Annotated in this window: 11 protein-coding genes and 1 pseudogene; 6 read left to right on the top strand and 6 right to left on the bottom strand. The window is 70.2% G+C overall.

The genetic code is table 11. The features are described 5' to 3' along the window. Positions 1-3: 3 nt before the first annotated feature. Complete coding sequence (gene prpF, locus OD750_RS09320) at positions 4-1,203, bottom strand: 2-methylaconitate cis-trans isomerase PrpF (protein ID WP_263544922.1); 1,200 nt, start codon at positions 1,201-1,203, stop codon at positions 4-6. Between the two features lie 43 nt (positions 1,204-1,246). Beyond that, positions 1,247-3,841 carry a Fe/S-dependent 2-methylisocitrate dehydratase AcnD gene (acnD, locus tag OD750_RS09315; RefSeq protein ID WP_263544923.1) on the bottom strand — a complete coding sequence of 865 codons (2,595 nt, stop codon included), beginning with the start codon at positions 3,839-3,841 and terminating at the stop codon, positions 1,247-1,249. Positions 3,842-3,969: 128 nt separating this feature from the next. Here acnD and OD750_RS09310 point away from each other — a divergent pair, with 128 nt between their 5' ends. Beyond that, the gene (locus OD750_RS09310; RefSeq protein ID WP_263544924.1) at positions 3,970-5,169 is read left to right on the top strand and encodes a citrate synthase family protein; all 1,200 of its coding nucleotides are present in this window, start codon (positions 3,970-3,972) and stop codon (positions 5,167-5,169) included. Between the two features lie 18 nt (positions 5,170-5,187). On the opposite strand, the gene OD750_RS09305 is transcribed toward OD750_RS09310, so the two are convergent. Further along, on the bottom strand, positions 5,188-7,563 hold the full coding sequence (locus OD750_RS09305) for a TonB-dependent receptor plug domain-containing protein (protein ID WP_263544925.1): 2,376 nt from the start codon (positions 7,561-7,563) through the stop codon (positions 5,188-5,190). 548 nt (positions 7,564-8,111) lie between these two features. Between OD750_RS09305 and OD750_RS09300 the strand changes: the two genes are divergently transcribed. Both OD750_RS09300 and OD750_RS09295 read left to right on the top strand, forming a co-directional pair. Then, positions 8,112-8,417, top strand: a complete 306-nt coding sequence (locus OD750_RS09300; protein ID WP_263544926.1) for a hypothetical protein — start codon at positions 8,112-8,114, stop codon at positions 8,415-8,417. Continuing rightward, positions 8,414-10,174 carry a collagen-like domain-containing protein gene (locus tag OD750_RS09295; protein WP_263544927.1) on the top strand — a complete coding sequence of 587 codons (1,761 nt, stop codon included), beginning with the start codon at positions 8,414-8,416 and terminating at the stop codon, positions 10,172-10,174. Before OD750_RS09300 ends, OD750_RS09295 begins: the two co-directional genes overlap by 4 nt. Positions 10,175-10,226: 52 nt before the next feature. Here the strand turns inward: OD750_RS09295 and OD750_RS09290 are convergent, their stop codons facing one another. Then, a complete protein-coding gene (locus OD750_RS09290; RefSeq protein WP_263544928.1) occupies positions 10,227-11,195 on the bottom strand; it encodes an alpha/beta fold hydrolase in 969 nt (322 codons plus the stop codon). A gap of 139 nt (positions 11,196-11,334) precedes the next feature. Here OD750_RS09290 and OD750_RS09285 point away from each other — a divergent pair, with 139 nt between their 5' ends. Both OD750_RS09285 and OD750_RS09280 read left to right on the top strand, forming a co-directional pair. Continuing rightward, a complete protein-coding gene (locus tag OD750_RS09285) occupies positions 11,335-12,210 on the top strand; it encodes a helix-turn-helix domain-containing protein (protein ID WP_263544929.1) in 876 nt (291 codons plus the stop codon). A 33-nt stretch (positions 12,211-12,243) separates the two neighbouring features. Next, complete coding sequence (locus OD750_RS09280; RefSeq protein ID WP_263544930.1) at positions 12,244-12,660, top strand: tetraspanin family protein; 417 nt, start codon at positions 12,244-12,246, stop codon at positions 12,658-12,660. Positions 12,661-12,664: 4 nt separating this feature from the next. On the opposite strand, the gene OD750_RS09275 is transcribed toward OD750_RS09280, so the two are convergent. After that, entirely contained in the window at positions 12,665-13,312 is a 648-nt protein-coding gene (locus OD750_RS09275) for a glycoside hydrolase family 25 protein (RefSeq protein WP_263544931.1), read from the bottom strand. An 891-nt stretch (positions 13,313-14,203) separates the two neighbouring features. On the opposite strand from OD750_RS09275, the pseudogene OD750_RS09270 reads away from it, so the two are divergent. Next, positions 14,204-17,569 (top strand): annotated as a pseudogene (locus OD750_RS09270) (endonuclease/exonuclease/phosphatase family protein); the annotation flags it as partial. Positions 17,570-17,659: 90 nt separating this feature from the next. Here the strand turns inward: OD750_RS09270 and OD750_RS09265 are convergent. Continuing rightward, complete coding sequence (locus OD750_RS09265; RefSeq protein WP_263544932.1) at positions 17,660-18,424, bottom strand: N-acetylmuramoyl-L-alanine amidase; 765 nt, start codon at positions 18,422-18,424, stop codon at positions 17,660-17,662. Positions 18,425-18,428 lie beyond the last annotated feature (4 nt).

Genomic DNA, 18,428 nt, shown 5'->3' with positions numbered 1-18,428 from the left:
GCGCTACGCGTCGGCTTCGAGCACGCCGCCCGGCACGCGCACGTGGCCTTCCATCAGCACGCGCGCGCTGCGGCTCATCAGCGCGCGCGTGACGGTCCACTGCCCGTCCACCTGCTTCGCCTCGGCGCCGACGCGCAAGGTGCCGGACGGGTGACCGAAGCGCACCGCGCTGCGCTCGCCGCCGCCGGCCGCGAGATTGACGAGCGTGCCGGGCACCGCCGCGGCCGTGCCGATCGCGACGGCGGCCGTACCCATCATCGCGTGGTGCAGCTTGCCCATCGACAGCGCGCGCACGACGAGATCGATCTCGCCGGCATCGACGACCTTGCCGCTCGACGCGGTATACGTCGCCGGTTTCGCGACGAACGCCACCTTCGGCGTGTGCTGCCGGCTGGCCGCTTCCGCGACGTCGCGGATCAGCCCCATGCGCACCGCGCCGTGCGCGCGAATCGTCTCGAACATCGCGAGCGCTTTCGCGTCTTCGTTGATCGCGCCCTGCAGCTCGGTGCCGGTGTAGCCGACCGCGGCGGCGTCGACGAAGATCGTCGGAATGCCGGCGTTGATCAGCGTGGCCTTCAGCGTGCCGACGCCGGGCACGTCGAGGTCGTCGACGAGGTTGCCGGTCGGAAACATCGCGCCGCCGTCCTCGCCCACGTCGGCCGGATCGAGAAATTCGATCGCGACCTCGGCCGCCGGAAACGTCACGCCGTCGAGTTCGAAGTCGCCGGTTTCCTGCACCTGCCCGTCCGTCATCGGCACGTGCGCGACGATCGTCTTGCCGATCTGCGCCTGCCAGATCCGTACCGTGCAGAGGCCGTCGCGCGGAATGCGCGCGGCGTCGACGAGGCCGTTCGAGATCGCGAACGAACCGACCGCCGCCGTCAGATTGCCGCAGTTGCCGCTCCAGTCGACGAACGCGCGGTCGATCGCCACCTGGCCGAACAGGTAGTCGACGTCGTGACCGGGCCGCGTGCTCGCGGACAGAATCACGACCTTGCTCGTGCTCGACGTCCCGCCGCCCATGCCGTCGGTCTGCTTGCCGTACGGATCGGGGCTGCCGATCACGCGCAGCAGCAGCCGGTCGCGCGCGGCGCCGGGTACCTGCGCCGCTTCGGGCAGGTCGGCGAGGCAAAAGAATACGCCCTTGCTGGTGCCGCCGCGCATATACGTGGCGGGAATGCGGATTTGCGGCAGATGCGGCATACGTAACTATTCCATTCTGTAATGCGGTGCGGCGTCGCGCGGCTCAGGCCGCCTGCGACGACTCGAGAAAATCCTGCGCGAAGCGCTGCAGCACGCCGCCGGCCTCGTAGATCGACACTTCCTCGGCGGTGTCGAGCCGGCACGTCACGGGCACTTCGACGCGCTCGCCGTCGCGGCGATGGATCACGAGCGTCAGATCGGCGCGCGGCGTGCGCGTGCCGATCACATCGAACGTTTCGGTGCCGTCGATCGCGAGCGTCTTGCGGTTCGTGCCCGGCTTGAACTCGAGCGGCAGTACGCCCATGCCGATGAGGTTCGTGCGGTGGATGCGCTCGAAACCTTCGGCGGCGATCGCCTCCACGCCGGCGAGCCGCACGCCCTTGGCCGCCCAGTCGCGCGACGAGCCCTGCCCGTAGTCGGCGCCGGCGACGATGATCAGCGGCTGCTTGCGTTCCATGTAGGTTTCGATCGTCTCCCACATGCGCATGACGGTGCCGTCGGGTTCCAGGCGCGCGAGCGAGCCCTGCTTCACCTGGCCGTCGACGACGGCCATTTCGTTGACGAGCTTCGGGTTCGCGAACGTCGCGCGCTGCGCGGTGAGATGGTCGCCGCGATGCGTCGCGTACGAGTTGAAGTCTTCTTCCGGCAGCCCCATGCGCGCGAGATATTCGCCGGCCGCGCTGTCGAGCAGGATCGCGTTCGACGGCGACAGGTGATCGGTCGTGATGTTGTCGCCGAGCACCGCGAGCGGACGCATGCCGGTCAGCGTGCGTTCGCCGGCGAGCGCGCCTTCCCAGTACGGCGGCCGGCGGATATACGTGCTCTGCGCGCGCCAGTCGTACAGGGGGCTGATCTTCCCGCCGCCGCTGGCCGCGAAACGGAACATCGGCTCGTACACTTTGCGGAAATGTTCCGGCTTGACGCTGCTCGCGACGATCGCGTCGATCTCCGCGTCGCTCGGCCAGATGTCCTTCAGCGTCACCGGCTTGCCGTCGGCGTCGTGGCCGAGTGCGTCTTTCTCGATGTCGAAACGCACCGTGCCGGCGATCGCGTACGCAACGACGAGCGGCGGCGACGCGAGAAACGCCTGCTTCGCGTACGGATGGATGCGGCCGTCGAAATTGCGATTGCCCGACAGTACCGCGGTGGCGTAGAGGTCGCGATCGATGATTTCCTGCTGGATCGCGGGATCGAGCGCGCCGCTCATGCCGTTGCACGTCGTGCACGCGAACGCGACGATGCCGAAGCCGAGCTTCTCGAGTTCCGGCAGCAGGCCGGCTTCTTCGAGGTACAACTGCACGGCCTTGGAGCCCGGCGCGAGCGACGATTTCACCCACGGCCGGCGCGTCAGGCCGCGCGCGTTCGCGTTGCGCGCGATCAGGCCCGCGGCGATGACGTTGCGCGGGTTCGACGTGTTCGTGCAGCTCGTGATCGCGGCGATGATGACGGCGCCGTCGGGCATCTGCCCCGGGACGTCTTCCCACGCACCGGCGATGCCGCGCTCGGCGAGCGCGCTCGTCGGCAGCCGCTTGTGCGGGTTCGACGGGCCGGCCATGTTGCGCACGACGCTCGACAGATCGAACGACAGCGTGCGCTCGTACTGCGCGGCGGCGAGATCGTCGGCCCACAGGCCCGCCGCCTTCGCATAGGTTTCCACGAGCTTCACCTGCGCGTCTTCGCGGCCGGTCAGGCGCAGGTAGTCGATGGTCTGACCGTCGATGTAGAACATCGCGGCGGTCGCGCCGAATTCCGGCGTCATGTTCGAGATCGTCGCGCGATCGCCGAGCGTCAGCGCGGACGCGCCTTCGCCGTAGAACTCGACGTAGGCGCCGACCACTTTTTCCTTGCGCAGGAATTCGGTCAGCGCGAGCACGACGTCGGTCGCGGTGATGCCCGGCTGCGGCCGGCCGGTGAGTTCGACGCCGATGATGTCCGGCAGGCGCATCCACGACGCGCGGCCGAGCATCACGCTTTCGGCTTCGAGGCCGCCGACGCCGATCGCGATGACGCCGAGCGCGTCGACGTGCGGCGTATGGCTGTCGGTGCCGACGAGCGTGTCGGGAAACGCCACGCCGTCCTGCGCGTGCACGACCGGCGACATCCGCTCGAGATTGATCTGATGCATGATGCCGTTGCCCGGCGGAATCACGTCGACGTTCTTGAACGCCTTCTTCGTCCAGTCGATGAAGTGGAAGCGGTCTTCGTTGCGGCGGTCCTCGACCGCGCGGTTCTTCGCGAACGCGTTCTTGTCGTAGCCGCCGTATTCGACGGCGAGCGAGTGGTCGACGATCAGCTGCGTCGGCACCACCGGGTTGATCAGCGCCGGATCGCCGCCCTTGTCGGCGATCGCGTCGCGCAGTCCGGCGAGATCGACCAGCGCGGTCTGGCCGAGAATGTCGTGGCACACCACGCGCGCCGGAAACCACGGAAAGTCGAGATCGCGGCGGCGCTCGATCAATTGCACGAGCGCGTCGGTCAAGAGCGCCGGATCGCAACGGCGCACGAGGTTTTCGGCGTGCACGCGCGAGGTGTACGGCAGGCCGGCGTAGGCGCCGGGCTTGATCGCGTCGACGGCGGCGCGCGCGTCGAACCAGTCGAGGGAGGTTCCGGGCAGCGGCTTGCGATGGGCGGTATTCATGGCTGGCTCGATTGTGCGAGGTGGCGGGCCACGGCGGCACGGGAAGCATCCGGCCGCGCGTTCTGGCGCGCAATCTGGCATCCTCGAACGCATTGATCAATCTTGATCGACTCGATCAACATATCGGCATGGATCCCGACCTGATCCCGGCCGCCGAGGCGTGCCGCATTCTCGGCGTCAATCTGCAGACGCTGTACGCCTACGTCAGCCGCGGACTCGTCGAATCGCGGCCGGGTCCGGACCGGCGCACGCGCGGCTATCGGCGCGCCGACATCGAACGGCTCGCGCAGAACCGCCGTGTCGGCCGCGGCGCCGCGCGCGGCGCGGCGCAAAGCCTCGATCGCGGCCTGCCGGTACTCGAAACGCGGATCTCGCAGATCCTGCCGGACGGTCCGTACTATCGCGGCGCCTCGGCGGTCGAGGCGGCGCGGGCCGGCGCAACGCTCGAAGACGTCGCGCGCCGATTGTGGGAATGCGCCGAGGCCGACCCGTTCGCTACGCCGCCGCCGAGTGCGTGGCCCGCGGCGGTGGCGGCGGTCGCGGCCGACGCGACGCTGCCGCCGCTCGAACGCGCGCTCGCGGCGATACCGCTGCTCGGCGTGGCCGAGCGCCACTCGTTCAACCTGTCGCCGCACGTGCGGCGCGAGATCGCCGCGCGGCTCGTGCGCCAGAACGCGGCGCTGCTGACCAGCGGCCTGCCCGGCGTCGCGCCGGTGCATCGTCAGATCGCCGATGCGTGGCGTCCCGGCGACGCCGGTTTCGCCGACGTCGTGCGCGCCGCGCTCGTGCTGTCGGCCGAGCACGAACTCAACGTGTCGGCGTTCGCCGCGCGCGTGGTCGCGTCGACCGGCGCGCATCTGCACGCGACGGTCGCGACCGGCCTCGCGGCGATGACCGGCCCGCGCCACGGCGGCGCCACGGCGCGTACGTACGCGCTGATCGGTGCCGGCGCGGACGACGTCGCCGCGCGCTGGGACCGCGGCGACGACCTGCCCGGCTTCGGCCACGCGTTGTATCCGCACGGCGACCCCCGCGCCGCGGAACTGCTCGCGATGCTGCGCGAGCGGCACGCGGGCTCGGCGGCGCTGCGCGATCTCGACGCGCTGATCGCACGCGCCGAGGCGGCCAGCGGGCTCAAGCCGAATCTCGACCTCGCGCTCGGCGCGATCGGCCGCCTGTATGCGCTGTCCGCCGGCGCGGCACTCGTGCTGTTCGCCGCGGGCCGCCTCGCCGGCTGGCTCGCGCACGCGCTCGAGCAGCAGGAACAGGGCCGGCTGATCCGGCCGCGCGCGCGGTATGCCGGGGCGCCGCCGGGCGACGGGGTCTGACCCGGCGAATTCGCCGGTTCATTCCCAGGCGTAACCGACCTTCCCGTACACGAACGCGCCGTTGAATCCGAACGGCGCGTTGCGCGGATACGGCAGCTGGCCACCGTTCGACGTCGCGAAGACGAACTCGTCGGGATACGCGTCGAAGATGTTGTCGCCGCCGAGCGTGAAGCTCCACCGGTCGAGCTGGTACGACGCCGAGACGTCGACCGTCCATTTCGCGCCGAACGTCTGGTCGAGCGCCGGACTCGCGTTCAGCGCGCTGAACTCGCCGTAGCGCGTCGCCGTGCCGGAGAAGGTCCAGTCGCCGGTTTTCCACACGCCGCCGAGCAGCACCTTGTCGCGCGGCGCGCCGATCGTGATGCGCCCCTGCTCCACGCGGCCGATGCGCTGCAGGTTGAGGCCGCCGGCCGTCAGTTCCGGCGGATTCGGCGCGATGCGCTCGATCTTCGTCTTGGAATAATTGTAGCCGACGGTCCAGTCGACTTCGCCCGACGCGAACGTCCACTTGTACGTGCCGATGACGTCGACGCCGGTCGTCTTCGTGTCGACCGCGTTCGTGAAATAGCGGCCGCCGGTGACGCCGAAGATGCCGCGCGTTTCGAGGAACGCCGTCACCGCGGGACCGATCAGGTTTTCCGACAGGATGATGCGATCGTCGATGTCGATGCGGTACGCGTCGATCGTCACGTAGAGGCCTTCGGCCGGCGACAGCACGAGGCCGAGTCCGTAGTTCGTCGACTCCTCGGCCTTGAGCGGTTCGGCGCCGAGCGCGATCGCGGTCGGATTGTCGACCGCGAACGTGCGCACGTCGAACGGCACGCCGCCGATGAAGTTCGTCGCGGTCGACTGGAAGAACTGCTGCTGCAGCGACGGTGCGCGAAAACCGCTCGACACGGTGCCGCGCAGCGCGACGGCGTCGGTGAACGCGTAGCGCGCCGAGAACTTGCCCGACGTCGTCGTGCCGAAATCGCTGTAGTCCTCGTACCGTCCCGCGACGCCGGCCGACAGCTTGTCGGTCAGATCGGCCTCGAAGTCGGCGTAGACCGACCAGCTGCTGCGGTCGCGATGACCGGCATCCTCGGGCTTGAAGCCCGGAAACACCTGCGCGCCGGGCGGCGTGTTGACGGGCCCGTCGCCGTCGACGTACGAGCCGAGCTCGCCGGGGCTCTGGTTGAACTTCTCGTCGCGCCGCTCGGCGCCGAACGCGAACGTGATCGGATATTCGAGCCAGCCCACCGCGATCGGCTTCGTGAAATCGACGTTCGCGACGTTCTGGGTCACTTCGAGACTGCCCGCATAGAACGCGGTCGGCGACGTCGGCCCGAGGCTGCGGTTCAATGTGTTTTCGATATCGAAACTCAGCTTGTTGTAGCCGTAATTGTAGCTGACGTCGTAGTTCCAGTCGGCGCCGAGCACGCCGCGCAGGCCGGCGACGATCGAGCGGTCTTTCGAGACGTTGTGGATATTCGGCAGAAATCCGTTCGGATAAATGGCCGGAATGTTGCGCGAATCGCCGGCCGGCCGGAAGAAGCCGTTCGACAGCACGTCGCGGTTGCTCGCCATGCCGAACGAATACAGCGACGCGCGCTCGCCGACGCCGAATTCGCCGTTGTACGACACCGCGCCCTGGTCGATTTCCGGATCGCCGTAGCGCTGTACGACCTTGTCGTACGGCGGCGCGGCCGGACCCGGCGCGCCGATGTACGGCCGCGCGCGATCGGTCTGGTCGTTGTGGCCGGCCTGCCCCGCCACGTGCAGAAACCCGCGCTCGCCGAGCGCGAACCCGGCGTCGCCGGCCAGCTGGTACTGCTCGCCGTCGCCGGCGGAGAACTGGCCGTAGCGCGCCGACAGCCCGCCGCCCTTGTCGCTGCCCTTGAGGACGATGTTGACGACGCCGGCGATCGCGTCCGAGCCGTATTGCGCCGACGCGCCGTCGCGCAGCACCTCGACGCGCTCGATCGCGGCGATCGGTATCGCGTTGAGATCGACCGGCGACGAACCGCGGCCCTGGCTGTCGTTGAGGTTGATCAGCGCGGTGGTGTGGCGGCGCTTGCCGTTGACGAGCACCAGCACCTGGTCGGGCGCGAGGCCGCGCAACTGCGCCGGCTTCACCGCGTCGGTACCGTCGGAAATGGCCGGGCGCGGAAAATTCAGCGACGGCAGCACGCGCGCGAGCGCGGTGGCGAGCTCGATCGTGCCGGTCGCTTCGAGCGCGGCCGGCGTGATGATGTCGATCGGCGACGTCGACTCGGACACCGTGCGATCGACGACGCGCGTGCCGGTGACGATCACGGTTTCGAGCGAATCGGCGTCCTTTGGGGATTGGGCGGCGGCGGGCAATGCCGCCAAAGAAGCGGCAATGGCGACGGTCAGGCGGCGTATGCGGATCATGAAACCCCCGAGCGGTTTTGGGATATTGGAATTATTCTCGTGTTGCACCTTGAAACGTTGCGCAGTTCGCACTTTTCGAACAAACGCGCACCGTCTGTGGAAACTACTCGGATTTCGACACGACAAACGCGCACGCGACGGCACGGCCGTCGGCGGCCGTGCGATCCGCGTCGTTGAAGGCAACAGGAGCCCGGCGTCTGACCGCCGGGCCGGGCGGCGCCGCGGTCTATCCGACCGGCGGCCCAGCCGCGGAACCGCACGTTGCGCGCGCTCGCGCGGTACGCGAGCCCGTCGTGCCGTTCAGGCACACGCGCACCGCTTTCGCGTTCGACCGGCATCGCGTCGCCCCTCGCGCAAGGCCTGCGCTTTGCGACCCCGTACTACGTGAATGCACCGGCCCCGCGCCGGTCGTTGCCCGTAACGCAGGTTCGCTCACGGCCATATCCGGCACGGAATGCGACAGGAACCGCCGCTGTTTTGCGCTACCCTTCGATACGCCGACGTGCGCATGAGGCGCAACGGCGGCAACCCATCAGGGGGGACAATCCGTGCACATCCACACGCCACCACGGCGCAGCGTCGCCGCGAGCGCGCGCCTGCGCGTGCTCGGCGCGCTGCTGACGCTCGGCGCCGCGTCGAACGCGACGGCCGACTACGCGATCGACTGGTACGCCGTCCACGGCGGCGGCGGCACGTCGCAAGCCGGCGCGACGCGGCTCGACGGCACGATCGGCCAGCCGGCGCCCGGCTATTCGGGCAGCGCCGACTACCAACTGGTGTCGGGATTCTGGGTGGCCGCGCCGCTCGTCTCCGACACGATCTTCCGCAACGGTTTCGAAGGGGAAACGCCATGACGGCACGCCGCCGCCTGTTGTCCGTACTCGTCTGCGGCGCGCTTGCCGTCGCCAATGCGCATGCCGCGCCGCAGTCGCAGAACTTCACGTACCAGGGCCAGTTGAAGCACGACGGAGAGCCGGTCACCGGTACGCGCAATCTGCACTTCGCGCTGTTCGACGCCGCGACCGGCGGACTGCAGATCGGCAGCGCGTACGACGCGAACGCGTATCCGGTACTCGACGGCCTGTTCACGATCGACCTGCCGTTCGCGGGCGCGTTCAACGGCCAGCAGCGCTGGCTGGAAATCACCGTCAACGGCCAGGTGCTGGCCCCGCGCCAGCCGGTCGCCGCGGCACCGGTCGCGCAGTACGCGTTGAGCGGCAATCCGGGCGCGACGGGCGCCACCGGCGCGACCGGACCCGCCGGCGCAGCCGGACCGACCGGCGCCATCGGGCCGACCGGTGCGACGGGGCCGACGGGCGCGACCGGCGCCCAGGGCGATGCCGGCGTCGCAGGACCGACCGGCGCGACGGGACCGACCGGTGCCACGGGCGCTACCGGCCCGACGGGACCGACCGGTGCCACGGGCGCTACGGGCGCGACCGGACCGAGCGGCGCGACCGGCGCCACCGGCCCGACCGGCGGCCTGGGCGCGACGGGCCCCACGGGTCCCGCCGGCGCGCAGGGCAACAACGGCGCGACCGGTACGCAGGGAAACACCGGCGCAACGGGACCGACCGGTGCGGCGGGTCCGACCGGCGCCACGGGTCCCACCGGCGCCACGGGGACGGGGACGACCGGTGCGACGGGCGCAACCGGACCGCAAGGCCCCGCCGGCGCGGCGGGCGCCTACGGCGACGGCAGCAGCGGCGCGCTGAACGTCGCGAACGGCTCGACGCTCGACATCACTTCGACCACGGGCTGGAACGCGCTCGTGAGCGCAGGTCAGACCACGATGCAGTTCACGTCGATCACGATCGGCGGCACGCTGATCGTGCCGAGCGGCACCGTGCTGCGCGCCACCGGCAACGTCACGATCACGGGCACGATCTCGGTGCTGCCGGGCGCGACCGACAGCGGCGCCGGCATGCCCAATCCCGGCATTTCGCTCGGGGCGCCGGGCCAGCCGACCGGCGGCGTGGGTCTTGCGCGCGCGCAGGCGCTGCAACTGCGCGGCGCGCCGTTCGCGGCCGGCGGCGCCGGCGAACGCCTGGCGAATACCGCGTCGGCGACCCACAGCGGCGGCGACGGCGGCGGCAGCCTCCTCATCGCCGCGAACGGCAATTTCTCGCTGCCCAGCGGTGGACTGATCAGCGCGAGCGGCACCAACGGCGTCAATGCGACGACGACGACCGATGCGGCCGGCGGCGGCGGCGGCGCGGGCGGCGTGGTGATCGTGGCCGCCAAGGGCTCGCTCGCGGTCGGCGGCACGATCCGTGCGAACGGCGGCAACGGCGCGAACGGCGTCAACGGCAACACCACCAATTCGACCGGCCCCGGCGGCGGCGGCGGTGGCGGCGGCGGTATCGTGCATCTGATCTCCACGGCGTCGGTCAGCAATACCGGCACGTTGCAGACCAACGGCGGCCTCGCCGGCACCGACATCCCGTCCACCGGCGCGTTCCTGAGCGGCGGCGGCGGCGGCGCGTCGGGCGGCAATGGCGGCAACGGCGGCAACAACATTCCCGGCACCGTGGTGAACGCCACGGCCGGCGGCGCGGGCTGGATCTTCCAGACCGTCACGCCGGCGCCGGAAAATCTGCTTTTCCGGTAGCCAGCAGCCACGGCGCCGGCATGCACCGGCGCCGTGGCGCAATCCCGCGTTCTCAGCGACCGGCGCGCACGCCCCAGAGCCGCAGCGCTTCCTCGGCGATCACGTCCGGGAATTCCTCGGGGAAGAACAGCTTCGCGCCCGGCACGCGACGCACGCCGCGCGACCCGGCAAACGTGCGGTCGAGATAGTCGGCGTCGGTCTGCAGAAACAGATCGTCGGCCGCGCCCCAGACGATGCGCACCGGCACCGCGCTGCGCTTGAGCGTCGCTTCGATGCCGGCGAGCGGATTGGGCGCGAGCGCGACGTGGAACGCCTCGTACTGCCGGCGTCGCAGCGGCGTCGATACCAGCGGCGTCACGTAATAGTCGATCGTCTCGTCGGCGAAGCGCGCCGGATCGGCAAACACCGCCGCGCCGAACGTCGACCGCGCGAGCGCCTTGTCGGTGAGCCACTTCGCGGTGTCGTCGGCGAGCTTGCCGGCGCGCGCGAGTTCGATCACCGGCATCACTTTCGCGGGCGGACTGTCGGGTTCGACGTCGCAGTTCGTCAGCAGCATCGAACGCACGCGGCCGGGATGCCCGGCGAGCAGCAGCTGCGCGACCGCGCCGCCGCTGTCGCTCGCGACGATGTCGACCGCGTCGACCTTCAGCGCGTCGAGCAATGCGGCGAGCATGGCGGCCTGCGCATCGGCGGCCAGCGACTGGCCTTCGGGAATCTGCGAATAGCCCAGCCCCATGAAATCCGGCGCGATGCAGCGCCGGTGCGGCGCGAGCCGTTCGATCGCGCCGCGCCACTGGAATCCGTTCAGCGGCGCGCCGTGCAGGAACAACGCCGCGGGGCCCGTGCCGCGCTCGACGTAGGCGATCCTGCCGAACGGCAGGTCCGCGTAGCGGCGTGTCCTGCGGTAGGCAGCGGCGTCGAGCGTCTCGCGCTCGGCGGCGTCCGCCCGCGGCGCGTGCGCGGCGACGGCGCCGGCCGCCAGCGCCGCGGCGGTCAGTTCCAGAAAGGTTCTGCGTTGCATGCGAATCTCCAGCACGAATGTCGTGCGGCGATCGTCGCAATGCGCGGCCCGCCGCGTCGCGCACGAACGGACGATGCCGGACACCGGCGGATGATCTTCGTCACTTGCATCGCGCGCCGGCCGGCACAACGATCGCCCGATGAGCGACAGACCCGCGAGCGACAGACCCGGATGCTATCCCGCCCCGCCGCCGGCATCGCTCGCCAGCGCCGCGCCGCCGCGGTTGCCGCTGCTCGACGTGCTGACGTCGCCGGTGCCGACCGGCGTGTTCGACTCGCCGGTCGACGGCCGTCACGTGCTGTGCCTGCACCTGGGCGACCCGGTGCCGGTGTCGTATCGCGCCGACGGACACGAACGCAGCGGCGTGCGCCTGCACGGCCAGTTCTGCGTCGTGCCGGCCGGTTCCAGCACGCGCTGGATCGTGTCGCGGCCGGCGACCTCGCTGCTGCTGCGGCTGTCGCCGTCGCTCGTGCGCGAAACGGCCGACGCGATGGCCGCGCGCGACGACGGGCTCGCCTCGGCGATCCACGTGCGCGACGCGCAGATCGAACGCATCGGCTGGATGATGCAGGCGGAAGACCGCGACGCGTATCCGGGCGGCCGCCTGTTCGCCGACAGCCTCGCGACCGCGCTCGCGGCGCGGCTCGTCGCGCTGCACTCGCGCCGCGCCAGGGTCGAGCCGCCGCAGCGCGCGCTGCCGGCGTGGCGGCTGCGGCACGTCGTCGAGTACATCGAAGCGCATCTCGACGAGAACCTGACGCTCGCCGAACTCGCGGCCGTCGCGGGTTTCAGCGTGTCGCATTTCAAGCCGCTGTTCCGGCAGGCGGTCGGCATGCCGGCGCACCGGTTCGTGCTCGAGCGGCGCGTCGAACGCGCGCGGTCGCTGCTCGCGGCCGGCGGCCGGCGCATGACCGACGTCGCGCTCGAAGCGGGCTTCGCGCATGCGAGCCATATGGCGCGGGCGATGCGGCGCGTGCTGGGCGCGAGCCCGGCACAGATCGCCCGATCGCGCTAGTCATCCACGACACCCGAGGCCGGAACGACAACGATGACGACGCCGAACGACCTGCTCAAGCACACGAACATCGACGAGCTGGTGCGCCCCGCGCCGATCGATCCCGAACTGCCGCAGCCGGCGATCGAAGGCGCGAAGGGCGAACCCTTCCGCCTGCCTTACAACACCACCGATCCGTTCCAGTCGCAGCACTACGCCGCCGACATGGCCGCGGGACTGTCGAACCCGCAAATCAAGAAACCCGTCATCGTCGCGGCATGGCTGTTTCTTGCCGTTCCGGCGATCGCCTACTGGCTGTTTCACGTTTTCCAGTTTTTCAATACCGGCCATTGGCGCACGATCGATACGATCGCCGAATTCGCGGGCGTGGCCGGCGCGTTCGTCGTACTGACGGCATTCTGCGGGCTGTGGCCGTACGTGCTGCTGCGCCGCCACGCCGGCAGGCGCTGACGCGCTACGCGCGCGTCGACACCGGCGGCGGCCCGTTCCAGAACGCCGCCAGCTGGTCGGCCGTCCCGTTGAACTGGCTGCGGTCGCAGCGGCCGATGCCGTCGACCGTGTACGGCCCCTGCCCGGCGGCGCCGTCGGTGTACTGCCAAAGGGTCCACGCCGGCCACACCGGCGGCACGAGCGGCGCGGTCGCGTACTGCGCGATCCACAGCCAGCATTTCGACAGTTCGGTCTGGCCCGGCTGCGTGATGCCGGCCGACGAAAACGCCTGGCGCACGTCGTTGCCGGAATAGAGGCCAGGGTACCGACCGGTACGCACGTAGATCTCGTGCACGAACTGCTCGGCTTCGATCAGGCTCATCGACTGCCCTTGCGGGTTGCTTTCAAAGTCGAGCACGAGGAGCTGTGTATCGCCGGCCGTCGCGAGAAACCGGTCGGCCTGCGCGACCGGATCGCCGGCCGTCCCGAAATGGTACGCGCCGAACGCAAGGCCGGCCGCCTCGCACTGCGCCTTGTGCTGCGCGAACGTCGGGTCGACGTACGAGGCGCCCTGCGTCGCCTTGGCAATCACGCCGAGGATGCCGGCCTGCCCGACGGCGGCCCAGCTCGTGATCGTGGTGTAGTGCGAAATGTCGACGACGGCGTTGAGCACGGCCACGCTCCATTGTGCAAGAGGCGCGAATGTACAGCGAACCCGGCGGTTACGGCAGCCTACCGGGTACGGATTTTTTCCACCCCATACCGTGACGTTGAGCGTCAATCGCGTTTGCTATAGTCGCGCGTCAAACGTACGCAATCGCATAGAACCGAGGGGGTCGTCATGCCGCGTTCCGTCTTCCGGCACGTCTTTCGTGCCGCCGTCGCCCTGTCCGGGCTGTTTGCGGCATCGGCCGTGTTCGGGCAATGCGTCAGCCTGACCACGCTGGGTTCGGCCTACACGCAAAACTTCGACACGCTGTCGAACACGGCCGGATCGACGACGAACAACCTGACGATCCCCGGCTGGTTCATGACCGAAACCGGCGGCGGCGCGCGCGACAACGAACAGTACGCGGTCGACACCGGCGCCAGCACGACCGGCGACACCTACAGCTACGGCGCGGCCGCGGCGACCGACCGCGCGCTCGGCCAGCTGCGCAGCGGCACGCTGATCCCCAACTACGGCGCGTGCTTCACGAACAATACCGGCGCCACGATCGTCAGTCTCGCGATCGCCTACACCGGCGAAGAATGGCGCCTCGGCACGGCCGCCCGCACCGATCAGATGAACGTCGAGTACAGCACCAACGCGACGGACCTGACGACCGGCACGTGGACCAACATCCCGGCACTTGCGTTCGTGACCCCGGATACCGCGACGACCGGGGCGAAGAACGGCAACGCCGCATCGGCGCGCACGGCGCTCTCGACGACGGTCGGCGGCCTCGGTATCGCGAACGGGGCGACGTTCTGGGTGCGCTACACCGACATCGACGCGTCCGGTGCCGACGACGGCCTCGCGACCGACGACTTCTCGCTGACCCCGAACGGCGGCATACCGACGCCGTCGCTGAGCATCAACGACGTGTCGCTCGCCGAAGGCAACGGCGGCACGACCAACTTCGTCTTCACCGTGTCGCTGAGCGCGCCGGCCGGCCCCGGCGGCGTGACGTTCGACATCGCGACCGCCGACGGCACCGCGCAGGACGACAATCCGCCGACCGAGGACAACGACTACGTCCCGGTCAGCCTCACCGGCCAGACGATTCCGGCCGGCAGCTCGACCTACGCGTTCACCGTGTTCGTCCTCGGCGATACCGCGGTCGAGCCGAACGAGACGTTCTTCGTCAATGTCACCAACATCACCGGCGCGAACGCCGGCGATTCGCAGGGCCAGGGCACGATCAACAACGACGACGTGACGATCACGCCGATCCACGACGTGCAGGGTCCGGGCGCCTCGTCGCCGGTCGTCGGCAGCAGCGTGACCGTGCGCGGCGTCGTCACCGGCGTGAAATCCAACGGCTTCTTCGTGCAGGAGCCCGACGCCAACGTCGACGCCGACCCGGCGACGTCCGAAGGCATCTTCGTGTTCACGAGCGCCGCGCCGCCGGCCGCCGCGGCCTTCACGGCCTACGTGCAGGTGACCGGCACGGTCGCCGAATTCGTGCCGACGAGCGACGTGCTGCAGCCGCCGGTGACCGAGCTGACGTCGCCGACCGTCGCCCAGCTCCTGCCGGCCGGCCAGACGCTGCCGACCGCGGTGCCGCTGACCGCGGCGTTCCCGAGCCCGTCGGGCCCGTACGACCAGCTCGAGCGCGTCGAAGGCATGCGCGTCAGCACCGCGTCGATGACCGTGACCGGCCCGAGCGACGGCACCGTCAACGAGCCGAACGCGACCGGCACGAGCAACGGCCGCTTCCACGCGGTCGTCACCGGCGTGCCGCGCCCGTTCCGCGAACCGGGCATCGAGGCGCCGAATCCGCCGCCGGTCGGCACGGTGCCGCCGATTCCGCGCTGGGATTCGAACCCCGAGCGCGTGCGCGTCGAAAGCGCGACGATCAACGCGCAGCCGTCGCTGACCGTGAAGACCGGCGATGTCGTCGGTCCGGTGGTCGGTCCGCTCGACTACGGCTTCCGCGGCTACGCGATCTATCCGGACGGCACGCAGACGCTGGTTCTCACGCCCGGTCCCGCGCTCGCGACCACGGTCGCCGCGGCGACACCGGGCGAGTTCACGGTCGCCTCGTACAACCTGCAGCGCTTCTTCGACGACGTCAACGATCCGGCGATCAGCGAGCCGGTGCTCACGGCGGCGGCCTACGCCAACCGCCTGCAGAAGGCGTCGATCGCGATCCGCAATCATCTGCTGGCGCCCGACATCGTCGGCGTGCAGGAAGTGGAAAACCTCTCGACGCTGCAGGCGCTCGCCGCGCAGATCAACGCCGACGCGGTAGCCGCGTCGCAGCCGAATCCGAACTACGTGGCGTATCTGTTCGAAGGCAACGACGTCGGCGGCATCGACGTCGGCTTCCTCGTCAAGACCGCCGACGTCGGCGGCGGCACGCCGCGCGTCGCGGTCACCGCGGTGACGCAGGTCGGCCTCAACGCGACCTGGATCGATCCGTCGACCGGCGCGAGCGACCTCTTCAACGACCGTCCGCCGCTCGTGCTCGAAGCGACCGTCAGCCGTCTGCCGGGCGTGTCGTTCCCGGTCGTCGTCGTCAACAACCACCTGCGTTCGCTGATCGGCATCGAGGACCCCGCCGCGGCCGGCCCGACCACCGCCGGCGACCGCGTGCGCCGCAAGCGCCAGACGCAGGCCGACTTCCTCGCCGCCTATTTGCAGGGGCGCCTCACCGCGACGCCGGGCGAGCACCTCGTCGTCGTCGGCGACATGAACGCGTTCGAGTTCAACGACGGCCTCGCCGACACGATCGGCACGATCGCGGGCACGCCGTCGCCGGACAACCAGACGGCCGTCTGCGCGGTCTGTCCGATCGCACCGAACACCGGCGACGGCACCGACCAGCTCAATCCGGACCTGACCAACCTCGTCAACACGCCGCCGGCCGCCGAGCGCTATTCGTACGTGCACGACGGCAACGCGCAGAACATCGACCATGCGCTCGTCAGCGCCGGCCTCGTCACCGACACCGTCGCGCGCCGCATCGAGCATCCGCGCATCGGCGCGGACTATCCCGAAACCGAGCGCAATACGAACACGACCGGCCTGCGCGTCTCCGACCACGACCCGGTCGTCGCGTACTTCCAGCCGACGGGCTTCACGGTCGCCGACGTCGCGATCACCAAGACCGACTCGCCCGATCCGGTGCTGGCCGGCAACAACCTCACCTACACGGTGACGGTGTCGAACGCCGGTCCCGATCCGGCGGCGGGCACGGCGTGGAGCGACACGCTGCCGCCGGGTACGGCGTTCGTGTCGTTGTCGAGCGCGGCGGGCTGGAGCTGCACCACGCCGGCCGTCGGCGCGGGCGGCGCGATCTCGTGCACGAACGCGAACTTCGCCGTGGGCAGCAGCGTCTTCACGCTCGTCGTCGGCGTCGACGCGGCGACCGCGGCCGGCACCGTGCTGTCGAACACCGCGACCGCGACGTCGACGACGGCCGATCCGACCCCGGGCAACAACAGCGCGACCGCGACGACGACGGTATCGACCTCGGCCGATCTTTCGGTCACGAAGACCGACACGCCCGATCCGGTCGTCGCCGGCACGAACCTCACGTACACGATCACCGCGACGAGCGCCGGACCGAGCGTCGCGGCGAACGCGTCGCTCGGCGACACGCTGCCGGCCGGCACGACGTTCGTGTCGCTGTCGAGCGCGGCGGGCTGGAGCTGCACGACGCCGGCCGTCGGCAGCGGCGGCACCGTCTCGTGTTCGAATCCGGCGTTCGCCGTCGGCAGCGCCGCGTTCACGCTCGTCGTCGCCGTAGACGCCGCGACCGCGGCCGGCACGGTGCTGTCGAACACCGCGACCGTGGCGTCGGCCACGAACGACCCGGTGCCGGCGGACAACAGCGCAACCGCGACGACGACGGTCGGCGCGTCGGCGGACCTGTCGATCACGAACGCGGCGTCGACGCCGACCGCGATCAACGGCCAGCCGATCACCTACACGATCGTCGCGACGAACAACGGGCCGAGCAGCGCCGACGCGGTGACGCTGACGAACGTGATACCGACCGGCACGACGTTCACGTCACTGACCTCGCCGGGCGGCTGGAGCTGCACGACGCCGGCGGTCGGCGCGACCGGCACGGTCACGTGCACGATCGCGGCGTTCACGCCGGGCAGCGCGACGTTCGGCCTGACCGTGACCGTCGACATCGGCCTGCCGCCGACGATGATCGTCGACACCGCGCAGATCTCGTCGTCGACGACCGATCCCACCCCGGGCAACGAATCGGCGACCGCGACGACGTCGACGCCGGTGTCGCTGCAGTCGTTCGACATCGAGTAGCGCCTTGCGACCCGCGCGGACGTTCGTCCGCGCGGGTCAGCGGTCCGGATTCGACCGAACCTGACCGCACGCCCGCAGACCCGCACCGGCCGCTATTGCGATTTTCTGTCGCGTTTCAACGGTACGCAGGACGGCCTCGTCGCGCCGGTTGACGATGACGCCGGCCTCGAGCAGCACGGCCGGCATCGCCGACACGCGCAGCACGTGCAGGTTGTCGTAGTAGTAGACGCCGTTGCGCTCGTCGGCCCACGTCCGGCGCTCGCCGTCGATGTCTTCGGCATGGTGCGCCGTCGGCGCGAAACCGGCCGCGATCAGCGCGGCGCCGATCGACCGCGCGCACGCCAGGCTCTCTGCGAGGTGCGCGTTGCCGCGCGAGACGAACAGCGAAAAACCCGAGTAGCGATCGGAGTACAGCCCCTGCCCGCCGTTGCGCTCCCACGTTTCGAGGTACTGCGGCTGCACCGAGTCGTGATGGATCGACAGCAGGAACGTCGCGCGCTTGGACGCCGCGTACGGCGGGCGCATCTTCACGTCGGTCATCGACCCGTCGAGCCCCACGGGCACGAACGCGATGCCGTCGCGCGCGAACGCGTCGCCGATCGTCTGCGCCAGCTCGCGGTTGAACGCGAACTCGGCGACGCCCGACGCGCTGACCGCGCCGCCGATCGTCGCGGAGTGCCCGACGTCGACGGCGATCAGCGGCGCATCGCCGCCGGACCGTCGCCACGCGAACGCGACGACGGCGGCGACCAGCGCGACACCGGCGAGGATGGCCGCGTTGCGGCGTCGATCTTCAAGCACGCGT

The sequence above is a fragment of the Tahibacter soli genome, assembly GCF_025717065.2.
Classification (GTDB): Bacteria; Pseudomonadota; Gammaproteobacteria; order Xanthomonadales; family Rhodanobacteraceae; genus Tahibacter; species Tahibacter soli.
The sequence above is the reverse complement of the archived record's forward strand: the minus strand, read 5'-3'. Positions and strand labels throughout refer to the sequence as shown.